Consider the following 20,246-nt stretch of genomic DNA (forward strand, 5'->3'; position numbering starts at 1 on the left):
GACTCCGTCACAGACCACGTGCAGGCGTCGTGTCGCGCAGATCGGCTGATGGTGATTGACTGTCTTCCCGGCTCAGCGTTGCGTCGGCAAAACCCGCGCGCGTCTGTAAAAGAGAAAGAATCATCACCTTGATCAAGTATCTGTTGCGCCGCCTGCTGGGTTGGGTGCTGATGATCGTCATCGCGACGAACATCACCTACTTCCTCGCGTGGCTGTACCTCGACCCCGAGAACAACTACGTCGGACGGCGTCCTCCTCTCTCCCCAGAACAGATCGACGGGCTCCTGCGTCCGCGCAACCTCAGCGAGTCGGTTCCCCTGCTCGAGCGGTGGTGGACCTGGTTCTCCAACATCCTCTTCCACTGGAACTGGGGCCTCAGCCCGACCGGCGAGTCCATCAACGAGCAGGTCGCCTACCGCGTCTGGATCAGTGCGGAGCTCGTCCTCGGTGCGACGATCATCACGACGATCCTCGGCATCGCCCTCGGCGTGTACACCGCCTCGCGGCAGTACAAGCTCGCCGATCGCATCGGTCAGGGCACCAGCATCATCACGATGAACATCCCGACCGTCGTCGCCGGCTTCGCTCTGGTCCTGCTGGCGATCAACTTCAACAACGCGGTCGGCACGACCGTCTTCTACGTCGTGGGTTCGTCCAGTCAGGGGGTGGAGGGCTTCTTCCCCGTCCTCATAGATGTGCTGCAGCATCTGACCCTCCCCACGCTGGCCCTGGTCCTGACGGGGTATGCGGGCATCCACTTCCTGCAGCGCTCGCTGCTGCTCGACAACATCAAGGCCGACTACGTGCGCACGGCGCGGGCGAAGGGGCTGACCAAGCAGCAGGCGATCCGCAAGCACGCGCTGCGGACCTCGCTGATCCCCGTCACGACACAGGTCGCGTTCACGATCCCGGCGGTCTTCACCGGTGCGGTGCTGACGGAGACGATCTTCAACTGGAACGGGATGGGGCGCTACTTCATCCAGACCCTCAACAACAACGACATCCACGGCGTCGTCGCGGTCGCGGCATTCGGCGCCCTGATGACGGCGATCGGCGCGATCCTCGCCGACATCGCCGTGGTCGTCCTCGATCCGAGAGTGCGGGTGAGCTGATGGCTCTGGAAAGCATCGGGGTCTCCCCCGAGATCGCAGACAAGCCGAAGAACCGCAAGCGCACCTCGATGCTGACGCTTTACACGCGTCGCTTCATGCGCAACCGCGGCGCGCTGATCGGCGTCGTCATCCTCGCTCTGCTGGTGGTCTTCGCCATCGTCGGTCCGCTGATCTCGCCGTATTCGCACACCGACCTCGACTTCCTCGCGCTGCGCACGGGCCCGTCGGCCGAGCACTGGTTCGGGACGAACGGATCGGGCAACGACAACTTCGCCCAGGTCGCGGTGGGTCTCCAGCGCTCCATGATGATCGCTGCGCTGGTGGCGATCGGCACCACCGTGGTCTCGGCCATCGTCGGTGCGACCGCCGCATACTTCGGCGGACGCTACGAGCGCGTGATGCTCGCCATCATCCACTTCATGATGGTGGTGCCGAACTTCCTCATCCTCGCGATGATCTCGAACGACGCCGGCGGAAACTGGCTCGTGATCTCGCTCGTGATGATCTTCATCGTCGGCTGGTTCTTCCCCGCGCGGGTCATCTGGACGCTCTCGCTGTCGATCCGCGAACGTGAGTACGTCCACGCCGCCCGCTACGCCGGCCTGTCGGGCATGCGCATCGTCGTCCGCCACATGCTGCCGAACATCGGCTCGCTGCTGGTGATCAACTTCACCCTCGGCGTCGTCTCGGCGGTACTCACCGAGACCGCCCTGTCGTTCCTCGGGTTCGGTGTGAAGCTGCCGGATGTCTCGCTCGGCGCGCTCATCGGCTACGGCTCGAGCACGCTCGTGAGTGCTCCGTGGCTGTTCTACTTCCCCGCGGCGGCGCTGACGCTGCTCACCGTCTCGATGGCTCTCATCGCCGACGGTCTGCGCGACGCCCTCGATCCGACCTCGGCGGCTGGAGGTCGCGCATGAGTACTGTCCTTTCCGTCCGCGACCTCAAGGTCAGCTTCCCGTCCGAAGCGGGTCGCGTCGACGCCGTCCGTGGCGTCTCGTTCGATCTCGAAGCGGGCAAGACGCTCGGCATCGTCGGCGAGTCCGGCTCGGGCAAATCCGTCACCTCGCTCGCGATCATGGGCCTGCTCGACGACAACGCCAAGGTCACCGGCTCGATCATCTACGACGGCCAGGAGCTGCTCGGCAAGTCCGACAAGCAGCTCTCGGTGATCCGCGGCAACGGCATGGCCATGGTCTTCCAAGACCCGCTGACCTCGCTCACCCCGGTCTTCACGATCGGTGACCAGCTGATCGAGGCGTTGACGGTGCATCGTCGACTGTCGAAGAAGGAGGCGTGGGACCGCTCGGTCGAGCTGCTGAAGCTCGTGGGGATCCCCGAGGCCGAACGCCGCATGAAGGCGTTCCCGCACGAGTTCTCGGGCGGCATGCGTCAGCGCGTCGTGATCGCCATCGCGATGGCCAACGACCCGAAGCTGATCATCGCCGACGAGCCGACCACCGCGCTCGACGTCACCATCCAGGCGCAGATCCTCGAGCTCATGGAGAAGGCGCAGGAGGAGACCGGCGCCGCGATGATGATCATCACGCACGACATGGGCGTGGTCGCGAAGACCGCCGACGACGTGCTCGTGATGTATGCGGGCAAGCCCGTCGAGCAGGCGCCCGTGCGCGAGCTCTTCTACCGCACTCGGATGCCCTACTCGATCGGCCTTCTCGGTGCGATCCCCCGCGTCGACAAGACCGAGAAGGTGCCGTTGATCCCGATCAAGGGCAACCCGCCGCTGTTGATCAACCTGCCGGACGCGTGCCCCTTCGCGGCGCGCTGCCCGATCGCGATCGACGCGTGCCGTGAGCGCGAGCCCGACCTGCTGCCCATCACCACGAGCGGCCACTCGGATCACTCCGTGGCGTGCATCCGTGCGAACGACATCGACGACGACGGCAGAATCGGCGGCCTGCCGGTCTTCCCGATCCCCGAGATCCCCGAGAGCTCTCTCGCCAAGGTCCCGCGGGAAGATCGCCCGATCACCCTCGAGGCCGTCAACCTGAACAAGACGTTCCCGCTGATGAAGGGCGCCTTCTTCAAGCGCAAGGTCGGCGAGGTGCGCGCGGTCAAGGGCATCAGCTTCGATATCCGCCAGGGCGAGACCCTCGCGATCGTTGGCGAGTCGGGCAGCGGCAAGACGACGACCCTGTTGCAGATCATGGACCTCGTCACCCAGGAGGACGGCGACATCCGGATCGGCGGCACGAGCGTCGCCGACATCAAGAACCGTTCGGAGGAGCGCAGGATCCGTCGCGACCTCCAGATCGTGTTCCAGGATCCGATGGGGGCGCTCGACCCTCGCATGACGGTGTGGGACATCATCGCGGAGCCGATGCTCGCGATCGGCATGAGCAAGGACGACGTGTTCGACCGCGTCGAAGAGCTCATGGGGCTCGTCGGTCTCGACCCGGCGCACAGCGATCGATTCCCCCAGGCCTTCTCGGGCGGTCAGCGTCAGCGCATCGGCATCGCCCGCGCCCTGTCGACGAACCCCAAGATCGTCGTGCTCGATGAGCCCGTATCGGCGCTCGACGTGTCGATCCAGGCGGGCGTGATCAACCTGCTCGACGAGCTGAAGGCGAAGCTCGGCCTGTCGTACCTGTTCGTCGCCCACGACCTCGCGGTCGTGCGGCACATCGCCGACCGGGTAGCGGTGATGTACAAGGGCTCGTTCGTCGAGCACGGTGACGTGGATCAGGTGTTCGACGATCCGCAGCATCCGTACACGAAGGCGCTGCTCTCGGCGATCCCGATTCCCGACCCCGACATCGAGCGCACGCGCGAGCGGATCATCCTCCCCGTCGAGGGCTTCGACGCCGAGGCGATCGCCGCCAGCTGATCCGCATATCGATGTGCACAGTCCGGTAACGGTTCCGTGTCCCTGGGGTTTAGCCCGCGAGTTGCGGGGTTAGTCTGCCCCTATCCCAAGTAAGGCCGACAGGCACTAAGGAGTACCATGAAACGGCATCAGAAGCTGATGGGCATCGCTGCTCTCGGCGCCGCCTTCGCACTCGTCATGAGCGGGTGTGCACCGGCAGGCAACGGCGGCGGCAACAGCGGCGAAGGCGAAGCTCAGACGGTCGAAGGCGCGGACTACAACCCGCAGCCCCGTGAGAACCTCGCAGAGGGTGGCGAACTCCGCATCCCGATCTCGAACATCGCCGAGCAGCTGAACTACTTCCACAGCGACGGCGACGCTCGCGTCACCCAGGTCGGCACGTGGTTCCGCCCGCAGATCCTGCTCATGGATCCTGACGGCACGGTCAAGAAGAACGACGCGTACCTCGACGACTACTCCTTCGGTGTCGAAGACGGCAAGACCGTCCTGCACTTCAAGGTCAACGAGAAGGCTGTCTGGAACGACGGCACGCCGATCGACGTCACCGCGTTCAAGGCCACCTGGGAAGCCCAGAACGGCGAGAACGAGGAGTACCAGCCGAACGCGACCGACGGCTGGAAGGAGATCGAGTCCGTCGAGGCCGGCGAGAACGACCGCGACGTCATCGTCACCTTCAAGGGCGAGTTCGCCTGGCCCGAGATGGTCTACTCCCAGCTCCTGCACCCGGCGGTCAACACGCCTGAGCTCTTCAACACCGCCTTCCTCGGCGACTGGCACCCGGAGTGGGGCGCTGGCCCCTACACGGTCGAGAACTTCGACAAGACCGGTGGCGTCGTCACGCTCGTTCCGAACGAGAAGTGGTGGGGCAACGCTCCGCTGCTCGACAAGGTCTCCTTCATCCAGATGGAGCCGACCGCTGCGGTCAACGCCCTGCGCAACGGCGAGGTCGACATGGCCGAGACCGGCAGCGCCGAGCTGCTCGCACAGGTCGAAGGCCTCGAAGGCGTCAAGACCTACAAGGGTCAGGCCACCGCGAACGCGATCTTCACGCTGAACTCGACCAACCCGGTGCTGGCCGACCTCGAGGTCCGCAAGGCCGTGTTCGAGGCCATCAGCATCGAGCAGGTCAAGGACATCGTCTTCAACGGTCTGAACTACACCGAGGAGCCCGCCGGGTCCCTCACGCTGTTCTCGTTCCAGCCGAACTACATCAACGCGCTGGAAGAAGCCGGCCGCAAGGACGGCGACACCGAGGGTGCCAACAAGCTCCTCGACGAGGCCGGCTGGGTCGCCGGTGCCGACGGCATCCGTGAGAAGGACGGCGAGCGTCTGTCGCTCGTGTTCCCGAACCACTCCGACACCGAGACCGCTCGTGCCCGCACGCTCGCGGTTCAGGCGCAGCTGAAGGAGGTCGGTGTCGAGGTCGTCATCGACCAGCGCCCGTCGGCGGACTTCGCAGAGGACTACACCACGCAGAACGGTGACATCTTCTTCCTCAACTTCACGTCGTCCGACCCGTTCGGTGCTGCCTGGTTCTGCCAGCTGTACTGCTCGGACAGCGGCCTGAACCTCTCGGGCACCGGCACCGAGGAGATCGACAAGATGATCCACGATGAGCTGGAGACGATCTCCGACCCGGTCGAGCAGACCAAAAAGGCCATGGAGATGGAGTCCGAGATCTTCGCGAAGACCTGGGGCGTCATCCCGGTCCTCAACGGCCCGGAGATCTGGACCGTCAAGGAGGGTCTCGCCAACCTCACGCCCGAGCCCTACGTGGGTCTCGACCTCTTCGGCATCACGCCGGTCGAGAACGTGGGATACGAGAAGTAATCCATTCGGAGCCTGACTCGTCAGGGCTTCGCGGCGGGGTCGGTGGTTCTTCCACCGGCCCCGCCTTTCTCTATGCTGAAGGCGTGAACGTCCAGATCGTCTTCGTGCACGGCATCCGCACGTCTGCGACGATGTGGCGCTCGCAGCTCGCATTCCTCGAGGAACAGGGCATACCCGCGGTCGCTGTCGATCTTCCCGGCCACGGCACGCGGATGGACGAGGACTTCACCCTGCACGAGGCGCTCCACACGATCGACGTCGCCGTGCGCGACGCTGCCGCGCGAGGGCCCGTGCTTCTCGTCGGGCACTCGATGGGCGGTCTGCTGTCGCTCGCCTATGTGGGCGGCGCCGCGGCGCCGAGAGTCGCCGGTCTGGTGGCTGCGTCCTGCACCTCGCTCCCCCGCGGCGCCGGGCTCGCGGCCTATCGCGCCATCGCCCGGGCGGTCGACCGCCTGCCAGACCGCGGGATGTGGATCACCAAGCGCATCCTCGAAGCGACGATCCCCGAGGAGACGCGCTCCGACTTCGCAGCCGGAGGGTATGCGCTCGACACCCAGGACACCGCGCTCCGGGATCTCGCGACCCTCGATCTCGCCACGGCCGTTGCCCGCATCAGCGTGCCGCTGTGGTTCGTGAACGGGCAATGGGATCAGCTGCGGGTCAACGAAGCCCTCTTCCGACGGCTCGCGCCGCACGCCGAGCTGATCGTCGTGCCCCGCACCACGCATCTCGTCACCGCGATGCGTCCGCAGATCTTCAATGCTGTGCTGCGGCTGGCCGTGGCGACCGTCGAGTCGGGAGCTACCGCTGGGGCAGTGGATCCCGAGCAGGCTGCCTCGCGAGAGCGGTGAGCCCGCCGCCGACGAGCGACAGCACGGCGGCGACGATGAACACGAGCCAGAACCCGCCGACCAGCGCCACGAGACCTGCGCCGAGCACAGGACCGATCAGCTGGCCGAGCGCGGCGGTGACGTAGACGATCCCGAGATCACGGGCGTGATCCTTCTCATCGGGCAGGAGATCGGCGGCGAAGGCGAGTCCGACAGTGGAGAACGCACCGTAGCCCAGCCCCATGAGTGCCGCCGCGACCATGGTCGCCTCGAACGTCGGGATGACTGCGATCACGACACCGGAGGCCGCCTGCACGAACGTGGCCAGGATGGTGAGGGCGCGCCTGTTGCCGGTGCGATCGGACAGCACGCCCGTGAACACGGACGCGAGCACCACGAACAGCGTGTAGACGACGATCAGGAGCAGCAGGTTGTCCTGCGCCACCGTCGTCTCCTGGCGCAGCCCGTGGAGCAGGAAGAAGAGGAACAGCGCGGTGCCCAGCGCGTTGCCGATGTTGGTCACGAGCCGGCCGGACAGCATCCAGGCGAAGTCGCGATCGCGCAGCGATGCCAACAGTCGACGATCCCGCCTCGCAGGAGAGGCGTCGACGAGTGTCGGAGGATCGGGCAGCAGCAGCGCCGCGCTGGTTCCCACGATCGCGATGATCGCCGCCAGCAGAAGGTAGCCGTCGCGGATGCCGAGGCCGAGGAGCACCACGAGACCGACCCCCAGGACGATCCCCACCGCTTGGCTGGAGCCCACGGCGGCTGATGCCGCACCACGCTGAGTCGCCGGGAGCTGGTCGGCGATCAGTGCGGTGAAAGCTGCGGAAGACACCGCGACGCCGATCGACACCCCGACCCACGCTCCTCCGACAGCCCAAGGTCCCTCGCTGAAGCCCGTCACGACCAGGAACAGCGCTGTCACGAGCGCGCCGCCCACCGCCCAGGAGCGCCGACGCCGACGCCCGGCGCCCGCCCGGTCCGAGAGGGCACCGGCCACCGGACCCGCGACGATCCCGGCGAGCCCTCCGATACCGAGCACGAGCCCGGATGAGATGACCCCGGGGATCCAGTCCTCCTCGGAGGTGTTCAGCTGCAGCGGGAGGAGCAACTGCACGGGCGTGAGCTGCACCGTCCAGATGGCCAGCCAGGCGAGAGTGAACACGGTCATCCATCGTGGCCCGACCCTGCGCAGGGTCGACACCGGCGAGGCAGGTGGGAGGGCGGGGCTCATGTCGCTCCTTGACGTCGATGTCGCGACACGAGTGTCGGGATACTGATGATTGTGCACCCGCATGCGCCGACGCCGCATCCCGCATCCGCAACCCGCACGAGGGGACGCCGCCACCGTGTAGGGCGAACCGCTCACATGCTGGTAGAGTTGGTTCTTGGCTTGCGTGTGGGTTCTTCCCTCACGACCGCCGAGTGGAAGCCCTCTTCTTCTGCCGGCATTTCCTAACAACTCCGTACAGAAAGCGTCCACACGTGGCAAACATCAAGTCGCAGATCAAGCGCAACAAGACCAACGACAAGGCTCACGAGCGCAACAAGGCCGTGAAGAGCGAGCTGAAGACGCACATCCGCGCGACGCGCGCCGCTGTCGTCTCCGGTGACAAGGCTGCAGCCGAGAAGGCTCTGAAGGCTGCTTCCCGCAAGCTCGACAAGGCCGTCAGCAAGGGTGTCATCCACCAGAACCAGGCTGCGAACCGCAAGTCCTCCATCGCCAAGCAGGTTTCCGCTCTCTGAGTTGATTCCACGCCTGACGGTGTGACAAGAGCCCGTCCCGTTCGCGGGGCGGGCTCTTTCGCGTGTGCTGAGGCCCTCGGCGACACGTCGGGTGCGCGTGACAGCGCACTGTCGACGTGGCGACGACCGTGATGTCAGTGATGGAGCCGCACGACCGCGGCGGCGCTCACTCGCCGAACGGCTGACGCGTCGCGATGACTGTGAGCATGCGCTCGAGCGCGAAGATCGGATCGCGCGCCGCACCCTTGACCTCGGCATCGGCGCGCGCAGTCGCCTGGATCGCCATGCCGAGCGAGCGCTCGTTCCACCCGGCGAGGTCGCGCCGCGCACGGTCGACCTGCCAGTCCTTCATACCGAGGCGCTGCGCGAGCTGACGGCTCGGCTCACGGTTTCCGGCGACGCGCGCCATGGTGCGCAGCTTCATCGCGAACGCGGCGACCATCGGCACCGGATCGGCACCGGATGCGAGCGCATGCCGCAGTGCGACCAGGGCCTCGCCGTAGCGGCCGGCGATCGCCGTGTCGGCGACGACGAACGCCGACACCTCGACGCGCCCGCCGTAGTACTTCGTGACGACGTCTTCGGTGATGTCGCCCTCGACATCGGCGATCAGCTGCTGGCATGCCGCGGCAAGCTCGGTGAGGTCATCGGCGAACGCCGAGACCAGCGCACGCAGCGCGGGCGGTGCGATCCGCTTCTTCGCCGCCTTGAACTCGCCTGCCGCGAAGTCGACGCGATCTCCGTCACGCTTGATCGCCGGGCACGGGATCTCGATGCCGTCGCCAGTGCCTGCGCGCAGAGCGTCGAGCAGCTTCTTTCCGCGCACGCTCGCCCCGGTGTGCCGCAGGACGACCGTCGCGCCTTCCTGGGGATGTTCCAGGTACGAGACCGCCTCCTGCAGGAAGGCGTCCGAACACTTCTCGACACCCGACACCCGCACGAGGCGCGGTTCGCCGAACAGCGACGGCGACGTGAGCGAGAGCAGGGTGCCTGGCGCATAGTCGTCAGCCCGGACGTCGGTCACCTCGAGCGCGGGGTCTTCGGTGCGGAGATAGTCGCGGACCCCGGCGATCGCACGCTCTGCGCAGACCTCTTCGGGGCCGAACACGAGCACCACGGGGGCGGGTCGAGGATCGCGCCACGACACCTGCGCGATCTTGGCTGCCTTGGTCCCGCCGCGGGAGGGGGTACGAGAAGCAGCCATGCCTCAAGACTACCGGGGGCCGCAGACGTCGCCCTCGTCGTCACGGCGGCTGTCTCTCTGTCCACAGCTGCAGCTCGCCGTCACGGATGCCCACCAGCAGCCGTCCCTCTTGATCGGTTCTCAGCACCGCGGCCCCGGCAGACGCGAGCGCTGCGAGCGTCTCGGCCCGAGGGTGCCCGTAGTCGTTGTCGACGCCGGCACTGAACAGCGCGACAGCGGGGTGAAGGTCTTGGTACAGCTGCAGGTCCTGGTCGGCGCTGCCATGATGCGCCACCTTGACCACGGCGTAGCTGCCTCGAAGATGCGCGGTGCGCATCAGCATGCGCTGCGCCTCCGCCGACAGATCGCCCAGGAAGAGTGCCCGCGGCACCCCGCCTCCTTCGATCTCGAGCACCACGCTCTGGTCGTTGCCCGGTGGGAACACTTCGGATCCGCGCTGCGGCCACAGCACTTGCCATGAGGATGCGCCCAGCTCGCCCTGCATCCCCGCTCCGGCGAGGGTGGCCGTCGCGCCGCCGTCGGTCAGGCGCTGCAGCATCCGCTCGTCAGCGGTCTCCCCCGGCGGCCCATGCAGCACTGCCCCGATTCTCCCCTGTACGGCCTCGACGCCGCCCACGTGATCGAGGTCGAAGTGCGTGAGAACGAGGAGGTCGATGTGCTCGACTCCGAGACTGCGCAGGCAGGCGGCGAGGGGCTCGGGCTCCGGGCCCGTGTCGATCAGCGCGATCCGGCTGTCGGATCTGACGAGCAGCGCGTCTCCTTGACCCACGTCGCAGGCGGCGACCGACCAGTCATCCGGGCTGGTCGCGCTCGCGAGTGGCCCGTTGAGGACGACGTGGGCGCCGCCCAGTGCGAGCATCACTGCGAGAACGGATGCTGCAGCCCCTCTGATGACCGGGATCGTGCGGCACCCGTCGGTCAGAACCACTGCGGCCGCCGCGCTCACGATGCCGACGAGCGCCGCGCTTGCGACGCCGGGAGCCACCGCGACCTGGGCGAACGGAAGTCGAGCGGTGATGGTTGCGGTGTGAGCGATCCAGGCGGCCGGCAACCACGCGGAGGCCGCCAAGAGGTCTGCGAGCACTGGCACCGGAGCCGCGAGGCACGCGAGGAGACCGATGATCGTGGCGATCGGCGCCGCAGGTGCGGCCAACAGGTTCGCCGCGAGACCGACGAGCGACTGCTGCTCGGCGAACAGGGCGATGACGGGACCGCACACCAACTGCGCTGCCGTAGGCACGGCGATCGCGAGAGCGAGAGGCTGCGGCATCCATCGTGCGAGTCCGCGGGTGAGCGACGGCGAGAGCATGATCAGCGCCCCGGATGCGGCGACCGACAGCGCGAATCCTGCGGTGGACGCCAGCCACGGGTCGGCGATGAGGATGCCACTCGCGCTGAGCGCGAGCATTCCGGCCCCGGCGCTCGGTCGGCCGAGCAGCAGCGACAGCATCGCGACACCGGCCATGACCGCAGCCCTGATCACGCTGGGTTCCGGTGTGACCAGCACGACGAATCCCGCGAGGGCGACCGCCGCCGCGATGATACGAGTCACTCGTCCGGCCCCGCACAATGCGGCCAGCCAGAAGACGGCACCGACGACGATGGCGCAGTTCGCCCCGCTGACGGCGGTCAGGTGGCTGAGTCCGCTGGTGCGCATGTCGTCGTTCAGCTCGGTCGACACCGCGCGGGTGTCCCCCACCGCGAGCCCCGGGAGAAGACCCGCTCCGGGTTCGGGGAGATGCGTGGACCGCTCGATGAAGGCGCTGCGCAGGCCAGCGGCAACAGCGAACACCCCCGATGCCGGCACTTCAACCGATGCGGCGCTCACGAACACGACGAGCGCAGACCTCTCCCCCGGATCCGTCGCCGCTGCCTCGCCCTTCACTCTGACTGTGGCACCGAGATCGAATCCGTCGGCCGGATCGATGCCGACTCGCACCGGGGCGGATGCCGCGCGCACCGACCCCGGTGATCCGATGCCCGTGAGCTGCACCTCCATCCACAGCCGCCCGTCGCGACCGACCGACGCCGACGATGTGATCTCCCCCGTCGCCTCGACCACACGCCCATCCCAGGAGGCCGCGCTGTCGCGAGCCGGCGATGCAGCCATGACCGTGATCGAGACAGCGGCGATCGCGGCGAGCATCACGAGCACCAGCCCGGCCACGGACGCGGAACCCGAAGAATGCCGCAGCATCCACACCAGCGATCCCACCGCCCCGAGCGCGCCTGCGAGCACACACCACCCTGCGGCTGGAGGTACGAACACGCAGACGAGAGCGACCACCCACACAGCCCCGGCGATCGGCAGCAGCCGAAGATCGCGCCTCATACCGGCGCGCCGTAGAGCGCCCGAGCGCGCGCGTCGCTCCTCATCGTCGGCCAGTGCATCAGGTCAACCTAGGTGCGTGCGACCGTCCCGCAGCGCACCCGCCACCAGGTGAGTGGAGAACCTATCAATACCTGTGCGGCGTGCAGGAGCCGCGGATGCGAAGCCGCGAGGCACTGCTTCACCCGACGGTGCTCGTGGCGCAGAGGCCCAGCGACTGCTGGGTATCGCGAAGTGTTGCCATACGTTCGCGCCCGGTTTCCGGGAATCTCGAGGAGTTCGGGCGCTCCCCTGCTCTCGACGAATGGGGCATCGAATCAGGCCCCCGGCAGTTGAGCTCATCCGGGCCCGGCCAAGTCGGACGATTACCTCGCCCTGTACGATCGCACGATGGCAGAGATCGCTGGAACCCGCTGGGTCATCACAGGAGCGGCCGGGAACATCGGTTCGCCACTCCGCTCCGCATTACTCGATCGGGAGGCGGTGCTCATCTCCACCGACATCCGAACAATGACTCCGCTCGGACCGCAGGAGTCCGTCGTCCGGACGGACCTTGCCGACCTGGATGCGCTGGTCGAGCTCTTCTCCGGTGCGGACGGTGTGATCCACCTCGGCGGGATACCCGACGAGGCCGACTTCCACGACCTGGCCGAGGTGAACATCGTCGGGACTTATCACGTCCTCGAGGCCGCGCGGCGGGCCGGTGTCCCCCGAGTCGTCTACGCGAGCAGCAACCGGTTGACAGGCCTGTACGCCTCTGACCGTCACGTGACGCCGGACATGCCGCCCCGCCCGGACGGGTTCTACGGCGTGTCCAAAGTCGCCGGGGAAGCGCTGTGTCGGCTGTATGCGGACAAGTTCGGCATCAGCACCATCTCGCTCCGCATCGGCAGCTACGAGCCGCGACCGGGGTCTGCCCGGGAGCAGCGGACGTGGCTCAGCCCCGCCGACGCCGTGCGCGCGTTCACTGCGGCGATGACCACCACCGAACACACGGCTGTGTTCTATGCCGTGTCCGCGAACACCGGCGGATGGTGGGATCTCGACACCGGGTCGACGGTCGGGTTCGCACCCCGAGACGACGCCGCTCGATGGGGTGAGGTCGAGCCGATCGACGCCGAAGTCCCCCAGGGCGGGGTCTACGCGACCCCGGCATATTCGACCGATCGGATGCGACGGTAACGCGTGCCGGACAGAGAACCGGGTTTCGAACCCGTGCGCCAGCCGTTCCCCATAGCCATCCCCGTGACTTGCCCGAGTACCGCGCTGACGGAGTCGACGCGTTGACCGATCCTCACGTCGCCAGTCCGCTCGCGCTGGTCATCGTCGCCGGGCCGCAAGCCTCCGGCAAGAGCACGTTGGCCGCAGCCCTGAGTGCGGACCTGCGGCAGCGGGGCGAACGTGTCGCGCTGGTCGAACTCGATCGGATCGCGGAGATGGCTCAACCTACCCTTCCGAGTTGGGAGGCAGCGCACCGCGTCTTCGAAGTGACCACCGGGCTGTGGGCGAGAACGGAACTGACGTGCGTCGTCGCCGAGGGGTCCGGCTCGGAAGACGAGGTGTCGCGACTCCGTAGCCAAGCTCCGTCCAGCGCAGTGGTCGTCACGGTCGCGACCACCACGACATTCGAGATCGCATTCGCTCGAGCTCAATCGGACCCGTCGAGAGGGATTTCGAGGGAGCATGATTTTCTCAGCAGGATCTACCGGAGCTGGCCCGAAGAGTCTCTCTGCATGAATCCGGACGTCGCGATCGACACCAGCATCCATTCGACCGCGGAGGGGTCTCGGCGCGTGCGGGCCGCGATAGAAGAGGCACGACGCGGTGGAGCCGACTGGCGTCGCAGACTCGGGTGAGGTCGCGAGGGTGCATCACTCCGCCGCGACGGATTGGCCGGCGATCGGCGACAGCCGCAGATCGGCCTTCACACCCGCACACCGTCGCGGATGCCCGCGAGCAGCTTCTCGCCGATACCGGGCACGGACAGCAGATCGTCGACGGACGTGAACCGGCCGTTCTCCTCCCGCCAGGAGATGATCCGCTCAGCGAGCGCCGGGCCGATTCGCGCGAGGGTCTCGAGTGCTGCCTGGTCCGCGGTGTTCAGGTCGATGAGATCATCCGCGGGCGCGACGGCTCCCGGACCGCCCGCTGCGGCGCCGATGGCAGGCACGATGATCTGCTCTCCGTCCGTCAGCACTCGCGCGAGATTGATCGCCGTGAGGTCAGCCTCATCGGTCGTCCCGCCGGCTGCGGCGACGGCGTCGACCAGGCGCGAGTCGAGGTCGAGGACGTAGAGCCCGGGACTCGCGACAGCGCCGAGCACATGCACGTACAGCTCGCCTGACGGCCCCGCAGAAGCACCACCAGCAGCGGGCAGCGGCACGGAGTCAGTCGGAGCGGCCTGTTCACGCATCACCCCGAGTCCGACCGCCCCTGATAGCACGACGAGAGCGAGCACGATCGCCGCGCCGATCCCCAGCCTCAGCCGTCGTGGAGGCGCGGACACAGGCGGGGCTTCAGGCATCCCGCAACGCTAGACCGCGCAAGGAGACGGCGGAGACAGCCGACCGCCCGTCGGGGAGAAACCCCGCGGGCGGCCGGATGTGCAGAGCGGATGCGTCGCCGAGACGACGCGAGGGATCAGCCCTTGACGACGATGCTCACGATCTTCGGTGCGCGTACGACGACCTTGATGATCTCCCGGTCGCCGATCGAGCGGATGACGCGCTCGTCGGCGCGAGCCAGCGCCTCGAGCTCGGCCTCGCCGATGCGCGCCGGAACCTCGAGCTGCGCGCGGACCTTACCGCCCACCTGCACCACGGCGGTCACCGTATCTTCGACGAGCAGAGCCGGATCGGCGGAGCGCCACGTGACGAGTCCGACGGAGGGCTCGTGGCCGAGGATCTCCCACATCTCTTCGGCAGTGTGCGGCGCGATCAGATCGAGCATCACTGCAACCGTCTCGGCGGCCTCGCGCACAGCCGGATCACCGGCACCCGCAGCTCCATCGATCGTCTTGCGGGTGATGTTGACCAGCTCCATCAGACGCGCGACCAGGACGTTGAACTTCGTCTGCTCGACGAGGGACGGAGCATCGGCGAGCAGCTTGTGCGTCGCGCGGCGCAGCGCCGAATCGCCTCCCGCGAAGACCACGTCGACCGGAGACGAGACCTCGTTCGCGATGCGCAGCGCACGCGCGAGGAACTTCTGCGCCCCGGCCGTCGAAACATTCTCCCAATCAATATCGTCCTCCACCGGACCGGCAAAAACTACTGCTACGCGTGTTACGTCGGCACCGGGCCACACCATACTCGACGCGAACTCGACGAGGTTGCCCTTGCTCTTCGACATCTTCGCGCCGTCGAGCAGGACCATGCCCTGGTTGATCAGGTTCGAGAACGGCTCGGTGAAGTCGATCAGCCCCATGTCGAACAGCACCTTGGTGATGAATCGCGCATAGAGCAGGTGCAGGATCGCGTGCTCGACGCCGCCGATGTACGAATCGACCGGCGACCAGCGTGCGGCCTGAGCCGGATCGAAGGCCACGGTGTCGCTGTTCGGCGAGAGGAAGCGCAGGAAGTACCACGAGCTGTCGACGAACGTGTCCATCGTGTCGGGGTCGCGCAGCACCGGGTCGCCGCTGGCGGCATCCACCGTGCGCACCCAGCTCTCCGCCGCACCGAGAGGCGAGGATCCCTTGGGCTTCAGGTCGAGTCCCTCGACGCTGGGCAGCTTCACCGGCAACTGCTCTTCCGGCACAGGGATGATCCGGCCGTCCTCGGCGTGCAGCATCGGGATCGGCGTGCCCCAGAAGCGCTGACGCGAGATCAGCCAGTCACGCAGTCGGTAGTTCTTCGCAGCCCGACCGGTGCCCGAGGCCTCGAGCTGCTCGATCGCGCGGGCGATCGCGTTGCGCTTCGACAGACCGTTGAGAGGTCCGGAGTTGATCATCCGTCCCTCACCGGTCAGAGCGATGCCCGTAGAGGCGGGGTTCTGCTCGTCGAGTGCTGCGCCGGTATCGATCGGCACGCCCTCTTCGTCCACCTCGATGACGGGCATGGCGCCGGTGATCGGCGCCGTCGTGTCGACGACGACCTTGACCGGCAGGTCGAAGGCACGCGCGAAGTCGAGGTCACGCTGGTCGTGCGCAGGCACGGCCATGACCGCTCCGTGCCCGTAGTCGGCCAGCACGTAGTCGGCTGCCCAGACCGGCAGCTTCTCGCCGCTGACCGGGTTGATCGCGTAGCGCTCGAGGAAGACGCCGGTCTTCGGGCGATCCGTCGCCTGACGGTCGACATCCGTGGTCTTCTGCACATCGGACAGGTACTTCTGGAAGCGCTCGCGCACCTCGACAGGAGCATCCGCAGCCAGCTCCGACGCCAAGTCGGAGTCGGGGGCCACCACGAAGAAGGTCGCCCCGTGCAGCGTGTCCGGACGCGTCGAGAACACGGTGACCGGCTCCTCGCGCCCCTCGATGCGGAAGTCGACGTCTGCGCCGATGGAGCGGCCGATCCAGTTGCGCTGCATCTGCAGCACCTTGTGCGGCCAGAATCCCTCGAGCTGGTTCAGGTCATCGAGCAGACGGTCGGCGTAGTCCGTGATCTTGAAATACCACTGGGTCAGCTTCTTCTTGATGACCTCTGCTCCGCAGCGGTCGCAGCGCCCGTCGACGACCTGCTCGTTCGCGAGCACGGTCTGGTCGTTGGGGCACCAGTTCACGGCGCTCTTCTTGCGGTAGGCCAGACCGCGCTCGTGCAGCTTCAGGAACAGCCACTGGTTCCAGCGGTAGTACTCGGGGTCGGACGTGTGCAGCACACGCGACCAGTCGTAGGACGTACCGAACTCCGTCAGGCTCTGTCGCTGCTGAGCGATGTTCTGGTACGTCCACTCGCGCGGATCCGCCCCCTGACGGATCGCCGCGTTCTCAGCCGGCAGACCGAAGGAGTCCCAGCCGATCGGGTTCAGAACGGCGAATCCACGATGCCGCCAATAGCGGGCCACGATGTCTACATACGCGTAGTTTTCCGCGTGGCCCATGTGCATATCGCCCGAGGGGTACGGAAACATGCCGAGAACATATTTCCTCGGGCGTGCGTCGTCGCCGCCGCCGCCGGTGAGGAACGTCTCGTTCTCCGCCCAGTACTTCTGCCACTTGGCCTGGATAGCGTGCGCCGAGGAGGTCTCCTCGTCGACGGGAGAGGTGGACAGGTTCTCAGACAACGAACGCACGACCAATCTGAAGGGAAAGGGATGCCATCACACTAACCGAAAGGAACATCGCGCTAGCGCGGGCGGGGCGCCGCCCACGCTGAGCGCGCCTAGCGAACCGCCGTCTCCAGGGCACGTCGCAACATGAACTTCTGAACTTTGCCAACAGCAGTTCTGGGGAGCGACTCTCTGATGACCAAAATCTCTGGCCAATAATTCTTAGCCACCCCGCGCGACCGCAGATAGTCCTGAACATCTTCGAGCCGAAGAGCGCCAAGAGGATCTTCCAGGACAACGCATGCAGCTGCAATCTCCTGGAGCCGCTCGTGTGGAACACCAACGATCGCCACGTCACGGATCTGAGCGTGTTGAAGCAGTTCGTCCTCAATCTCGACTACTGGGATATTCTCGCCCCCACGGATGATGAGGTCTTTCGCACGTCCCGAGATGCGAACGAATCCATCGGAGTCGACCGTGCCAAGATCGCCCGTAATGAACCAACCGTCGGGCGTGAAAGCATCAACCGTGCCTGCGAGATCTCCCAAATACTGACGAAACAAGAATGGCGACTGCACATGCAAATTCCCTGGGGACCCAGGTGGCAGCGGAGCACCGTCATCGCCCTGCACGCGGATCTTCACCCCCGGCAGCGCGCTCCCATCGGTTGTACGACGCTTAACCTCCCTGTCTGATGGGAGACACATCGAGATCAACCCGCATTCGGTCTGCCCCCAAGCGCCGAGCACATCGAGCATCGGTAATTTATGCGCCGCCTCTTCGACAAGCGCTCGGGGAATCGGAGCACCTGCGCAAAGAAAACGTTTGAGCGACGACACACGCGTCGGATCTTTCAAAGACCGGAGAAGATCAAACAAAAAAGGGGTCGCGCCAGACGTGTGCACAACTCGCCATTCATCAACCAGTGCGATAAAAAGCTCCGGATCCCATTCCGCTTGAAAGACTCCGGTGCCACCAAGAATGAGCGGGAGCGATACGCCGAACTGGTATCCCATGAGGTGACCAAAAGGAGAAGTCATATGAATAGCGTCGCCGTCCGACATCCCTAGGCGGTCCACCCAGGGCACTGAGGCGCCAATCAGGGCGGCATGCGAGTGAACGACTCCCTTCGGGGAACCTGTCGTTCCGGAGGTATAAAAGACCACGGCCGCGGAGTCCGCGGTCGGCTTCAACGACCTCAGATCCTCAGGAGAAACTATCTGGCCAACAGCCATGAGCTCCTTCCAAGGGGTGACACCCTCACGCATCGACGCACGCCCACCCACAACTACGACGTGTTCGAGGCTCCGTGCATTGGCCCGTGAACGCAGCACGGCATCTACATAGTCGAATCCACGATAGCTATCTACGGTGATGAGTATGCGACTTTGAACGCTCGACAACGCCTGCGCAATCCCTCGTTCACGATGAATAAGCAAAATTGGGTTCGTAACTAAACCGATCAACATTCCTGCGAGATGCGCCACCACCCATTCACGACAGTTTGGAAGAGCGATTGATATATAGTCTCCGGGCACTAGACCAAGGCCGCGCAATGCATCGGCCATTCGCAAGATATCTGCAGCCAGTTCTTCGTAACTAACTTGTCCCGCATCATCCACAAGGGCCACACGCCGCGGGTGACGAGACGCCCACGCGAACACATAGTCAACGAGCATCAAGTCAGGGTCTAGACCACCCGCTCGAAAGAATTCAGCCAAGGCGAGGTCGCTATTACTCGTCATGCGATCTTCACGATCCTTTCTGGGGCATTGGCGCGACGTTCGGATGAAATACCTCGCGGATGTAGGCAGCCTCCTGCGAGGCTGGAATTACTAATACATACTCCCGCGCCGCGTACCCAGTCTCTCGATCCTGGCCGATATTCAGGATCTGTCGCGTCGGCACCACCCCTGCGTTAGCTAATTGAGTCCCGATGGGCTGCGCGACAGCGGTCGACCAGCTTGTTGGTTGTGACGAATGCAACACCAAATTACGAGAAACTGGATCCGCACCTGCGTACAAGATCGACTCTCGAATCATAATCTTGCCGGCAGGGCGTGCCCGATCGTACGCGAACGCGTTCTCGATAGTCCGCACGACCGGCCCGGCGTGCACGACGAGCACATCGATCGTTGTCCTGGTCACGGTTGAGAGCAGTTGCGTAGTCGACCCCGCGTTGGTGAGGAGCGCCGCTGTCGCCGGATCTAAATCAACGATCACGAGCGGAGATATCAAAGGAGTCATGCCCCGGTCTTTCGCTTCACGAGATCAGACAGCATCGCGATCGCAGCCTCGTACGCTTCCCAGTAGTCAGATTCTCTATACCCGAAGTGACCCAACCCCGATCGCGCCAGGTAGTGCCTGCGCAATGTGACACCTTTCGCGATCATGATATGTGGTAGATGTGCATAGAGGTGATGCCAATCACGGTCGTTGATAAGGGTCACAACGCCAGAGCGTGCGTTCGCTGTCGTCTCGAGCAGGTCACTCAGAGGCACGGGATCTGTTCCGTTAGCGATCGACTTGATTTCTTCGTACACGTGCCAGTGCGGCGCATCTCGGGGGTCATTGTGAGGCGCTGCTGCCAACGCGACGCTCGGCATGGAACTGTCCAATGCCATACGAATTGCTGCATAGCCACCACTGGACGTCCCGTGCCATACGATTCCGTTTAAGCCGTGTCGGGCGCAAATCTCAGCGATAAGTGTTTCGATTGCAGGCCGCAGCTTGGAATATGCTGATAGATACCATCCGACTCCGGCGTCCTCGGAGACGTGGAAGACGGGGTCACTAAGAAAGAGACAAACTCCGCGCGTGCGGCGAGAGCTTGCCCTGCGATAGAACATCGGCGGACGGTACTCCCGCCGATTCACCATCCCATGCAGGAACACGTGAAGGTAGTCGCTCACGATCACGCCGGGCCTCTCAATCAAATAGTCGAGTGGCAACGAGTCGTAGGCCGTGAGAGACCCTTTGACGGCAGATATCTTCTCGTCAGTTTGCTCGCTCGAGCGTAGGGAGCGCTGTAACTGTTTGAGGTCTGAGTCATCGCGAGGCTCAGCCCACGCTGACTCGGCGCTAAATAGCGCCTTAAGTGTCGGGAGATCCAGCGGTTCTAAGGTGGTGCTCACGTCCACGT

General features: G+C 65.4%; 16 protein-coding genes. 8 read left to right on the forward strand and 8 right to left on the reverse strand.

The window, feature by feature from the left end:
- Positions 1 to 128 precede the first annotated feature (128 nt).
- The 5 genes from ACZ0AA_RS05600 to ACZ0AA_RS05620 all read left to right on the forward strand — a co-directional run bounded on the left by ACZ0AA_RS05600 (position 129) and on the right by ACZ0AA_RS05620 (position 6,638).
- Complete coding sequence (locus ACZ0AA_RS05600) at positions 129 to 1,112, forward strand: ABC transporter permease (protein WP_400859889.1); 984 nt, start codon at positions 129 to 131, stop codon at positions 1,110 to 1,112.
- Positions 1,112 to 2,029 (forward strand): ABC transporter permease, encoded by a 918-nt coding sequence (locus ACZ0AA_RS05605; protein WP_400859888.1) that lies wholly within the window; start codon positions 1,112 to 1,114, stop codon positions 2,027 to 2,029. Before ACZ0AA_RS05600 ends, ACZ0AA_RS05605 begins: the two co-directional genes overlap by 1 nt.
- Positions 2,026 to 3,957: an ABC transporter ATP-binding protein gene (locus ACZ0AA_RS05610; RefSeq protein ID WP_400859887.1), complete on the forward strand. Its 1,932-nt coding sequence runs from the start codon at positions 2,026 to 2,028 to the stop codon at positions 3,955 to 3,957. The genes ACZ0AA_RS05605 and ACZ0AA_RS05610 overlap by 4 nt, the downstream gene beginning before the upstream one ends.
- Before the next feature lie 117 nt (positions 3,958 to 4,074).
- Positions 4,075 to 5,787 carry an ABC transporter family substrate-binding protein gene (locus tag ACZ0AA_RS05615; protein WP_311259339.1) on the forward strand — a complete coding sequence of 571 codons (1,713 nt, stop codon included), beginning with the start codon at positions 4,075 to 4,077 and terminating at the stop codon, positions 5,785 to 5,787.
- Positions 5,788 to 5,870: 83 nt separating this feature from the next.
- The gene (locus ACZ0AA_RS05620) at positions 5,871 to 6,638 is read left to right on the forward strand and encodes an alpha/beta fold hydrolase (protein ID WP_463512362.1); all 768 of its coding nucleotides are present in this window, start codon (positions 5,871 to 5,873) and stop codon (positions 6,636 to 6,638) included.
- Here ACZ0AA_RS05620 and ACZ0AA_RS05625 read toward each other — a convergent pair.
- A complete protein-coding gene (locus ACZ0AA_RS05625; protein ID WP_400859882.1) occupies positions 6,589 to 7,854 on the reverse strand; it encodes an MFS transporter in 1,266 nt (421 codons plus the stop codon). The genes ACZ0AA_RS05620 and ACZ0AA_RS05625 overlap by 50 nt on opposite strands.
- A gap of 251 nt (positions 7,855 to 8,105) precedes the next feature.
- Between ACZ0AA_RS05625 and rpsT the strand changes: the two genes are divergently transcribed.
- Entirely contained in the window at positions 8,106 to 8,366 is a 261-nt protein-coding gene (gene rpsT / locus ACZ0AA_RS05630; protein ID WP_400784974.1) for a 30S ribosomal protein S20, read from the forward strand.
- Between the two features lie 166 nt (positions 8,367 to 8,532).
- Here the strand turns inward: rpsT and holA are convergent, their stop codons facing one another.
- Positions 8,533 to 9,570 carry a DNA polymerase III subunit delta gene (gene holA / locus ACZ0AA_RS05635; protein WP_400859880.1) on the reverse strand — a complete coding sequence of 346 codons (1,038 nt, stop codon included), beginning with the start codon at positions 9,568 to 9,570 and terminating at the stop codon, positions 8,533 to 8,535.
- A 40-nt stretch (positions 9,571 to 9,610) separates the two neighbouring features.
- Positions 9,611 to 11,902 carry a ComEC/Rec2 family competence protein gene (locus ACZ0AA_RS05640; protein WP_400859878.1) on the reverse strand — a complete coding sequence of 764 codons (2,292 nt, stop codon included), beginning with the start codon at positions 11,900 to 11,902 and terminating at the stop codon, positions 9,611 to 9,613.
- Between the two features lie 387 nt (positions 11,903 to 12,289).
- On the opposite strand from ACZ0AA_RS05640, the gene ACZ0AA_RS05645 reads away from it, so the two are divergent.
- Positions 12,290 to 13,081: an NAD-dependent epimerase/dehydratase family protein gene (locus tag ACZ0AA_RS05645; RefSeq protein ID WP_463512363.1), complete on the forward strand. Its 792-nt coding sequence runs from the start codon at positions 12,290 to 12,292 to the stop codon at positions 13,079 to 13,081.
- 68 nt (positions 13,082 to 13,149) lie between these two features.
- Entirely contained in the window at positions 13,150 to 13,755 is a 606-nt protein-coding gene (locus tag ACZ0AA_RS05650; protein ID WP_463512364.1) for an adenylyl-sulfate kinase, read from the forward strand.
- A 68-nt stretch (positions 13,756 to 13,823) separates the two neighbouring features.
- Here the strand turns inward: ACZ0AA_RS05650 and ACZ0AA_RS05655 are convergent, their stop codons facing one another.
- From ACZ0AA_RS05655 to ACZ0AA_RS05675, 5 genes are all read right to left on the reverse strand, one after another.
- The gene (locus ACZ0AA_RS05655) at positions 13,824 to 14,423 is read right to left on the reverse strand and encodes a ComEA family DNA-binding protein (RefSeq protein ID WP_463512365.1); all 600 of its coding nucleotides are present in this window, start codon (positions 14,421 to 14,423) and stop codon (positions 13,824 to 13,826) included.
- A 116-nt stretch (positions 14,424 to 14,539) separates the two neighbouring features.
- A complete protein-coding gene (gene leuS, locus ACZ0AA_RS05660; RefSeq protein WP_463512366.1) occupies positions 14,540 to 17,119 on the reverse strand; it encodes a leucine--tRNA ligase in 2,580 nt (859 codons plus the stop codon).
- Positions 17,120 to 17,217: 98 nt separating this feature from the next.
- A complete protein-coding gene (locus tag ACZ0AA_RS05665) occupies positions 17,218 to 18,783 on the reverse strand; it encodes an AMP-binding protein (protein WP_463512367.1) in 1,566 nt (521 codons plus the stop codon).
- A 73-nt stretch (positions 18,784 to 18,856) separates the two neighbouring features.
- Positions 18,857 to 19,351, reverse strand: a complete 495-nt coding sequence (locus ACZ0AA_RS05670; protein ID WP_463512368.1) for a hypothetical protein — start codon at positions 19,349 to 19,351, stop codon at positions 18,857 to 18,859.
- Entirely contained in the window at positions 19,348 to 20,244 is an 897-nt protein-coding gene (locus ACZ0AA_RS05675) for a hypothetical protein (RefSeq protein WP_463512369.1), read from the reverse strand. The genes ACZ0AA_RS05670 and ACZ0AA_RS05675 overlap by 4 nt, the downstream gene beginning before the upstream one ends.
- Positions 20,245 to 20,246 lie beyond the last annotated feature (2 nt).

This window comes from Microbacterium sp. AC035 (genome assembly GCF_979258485.1).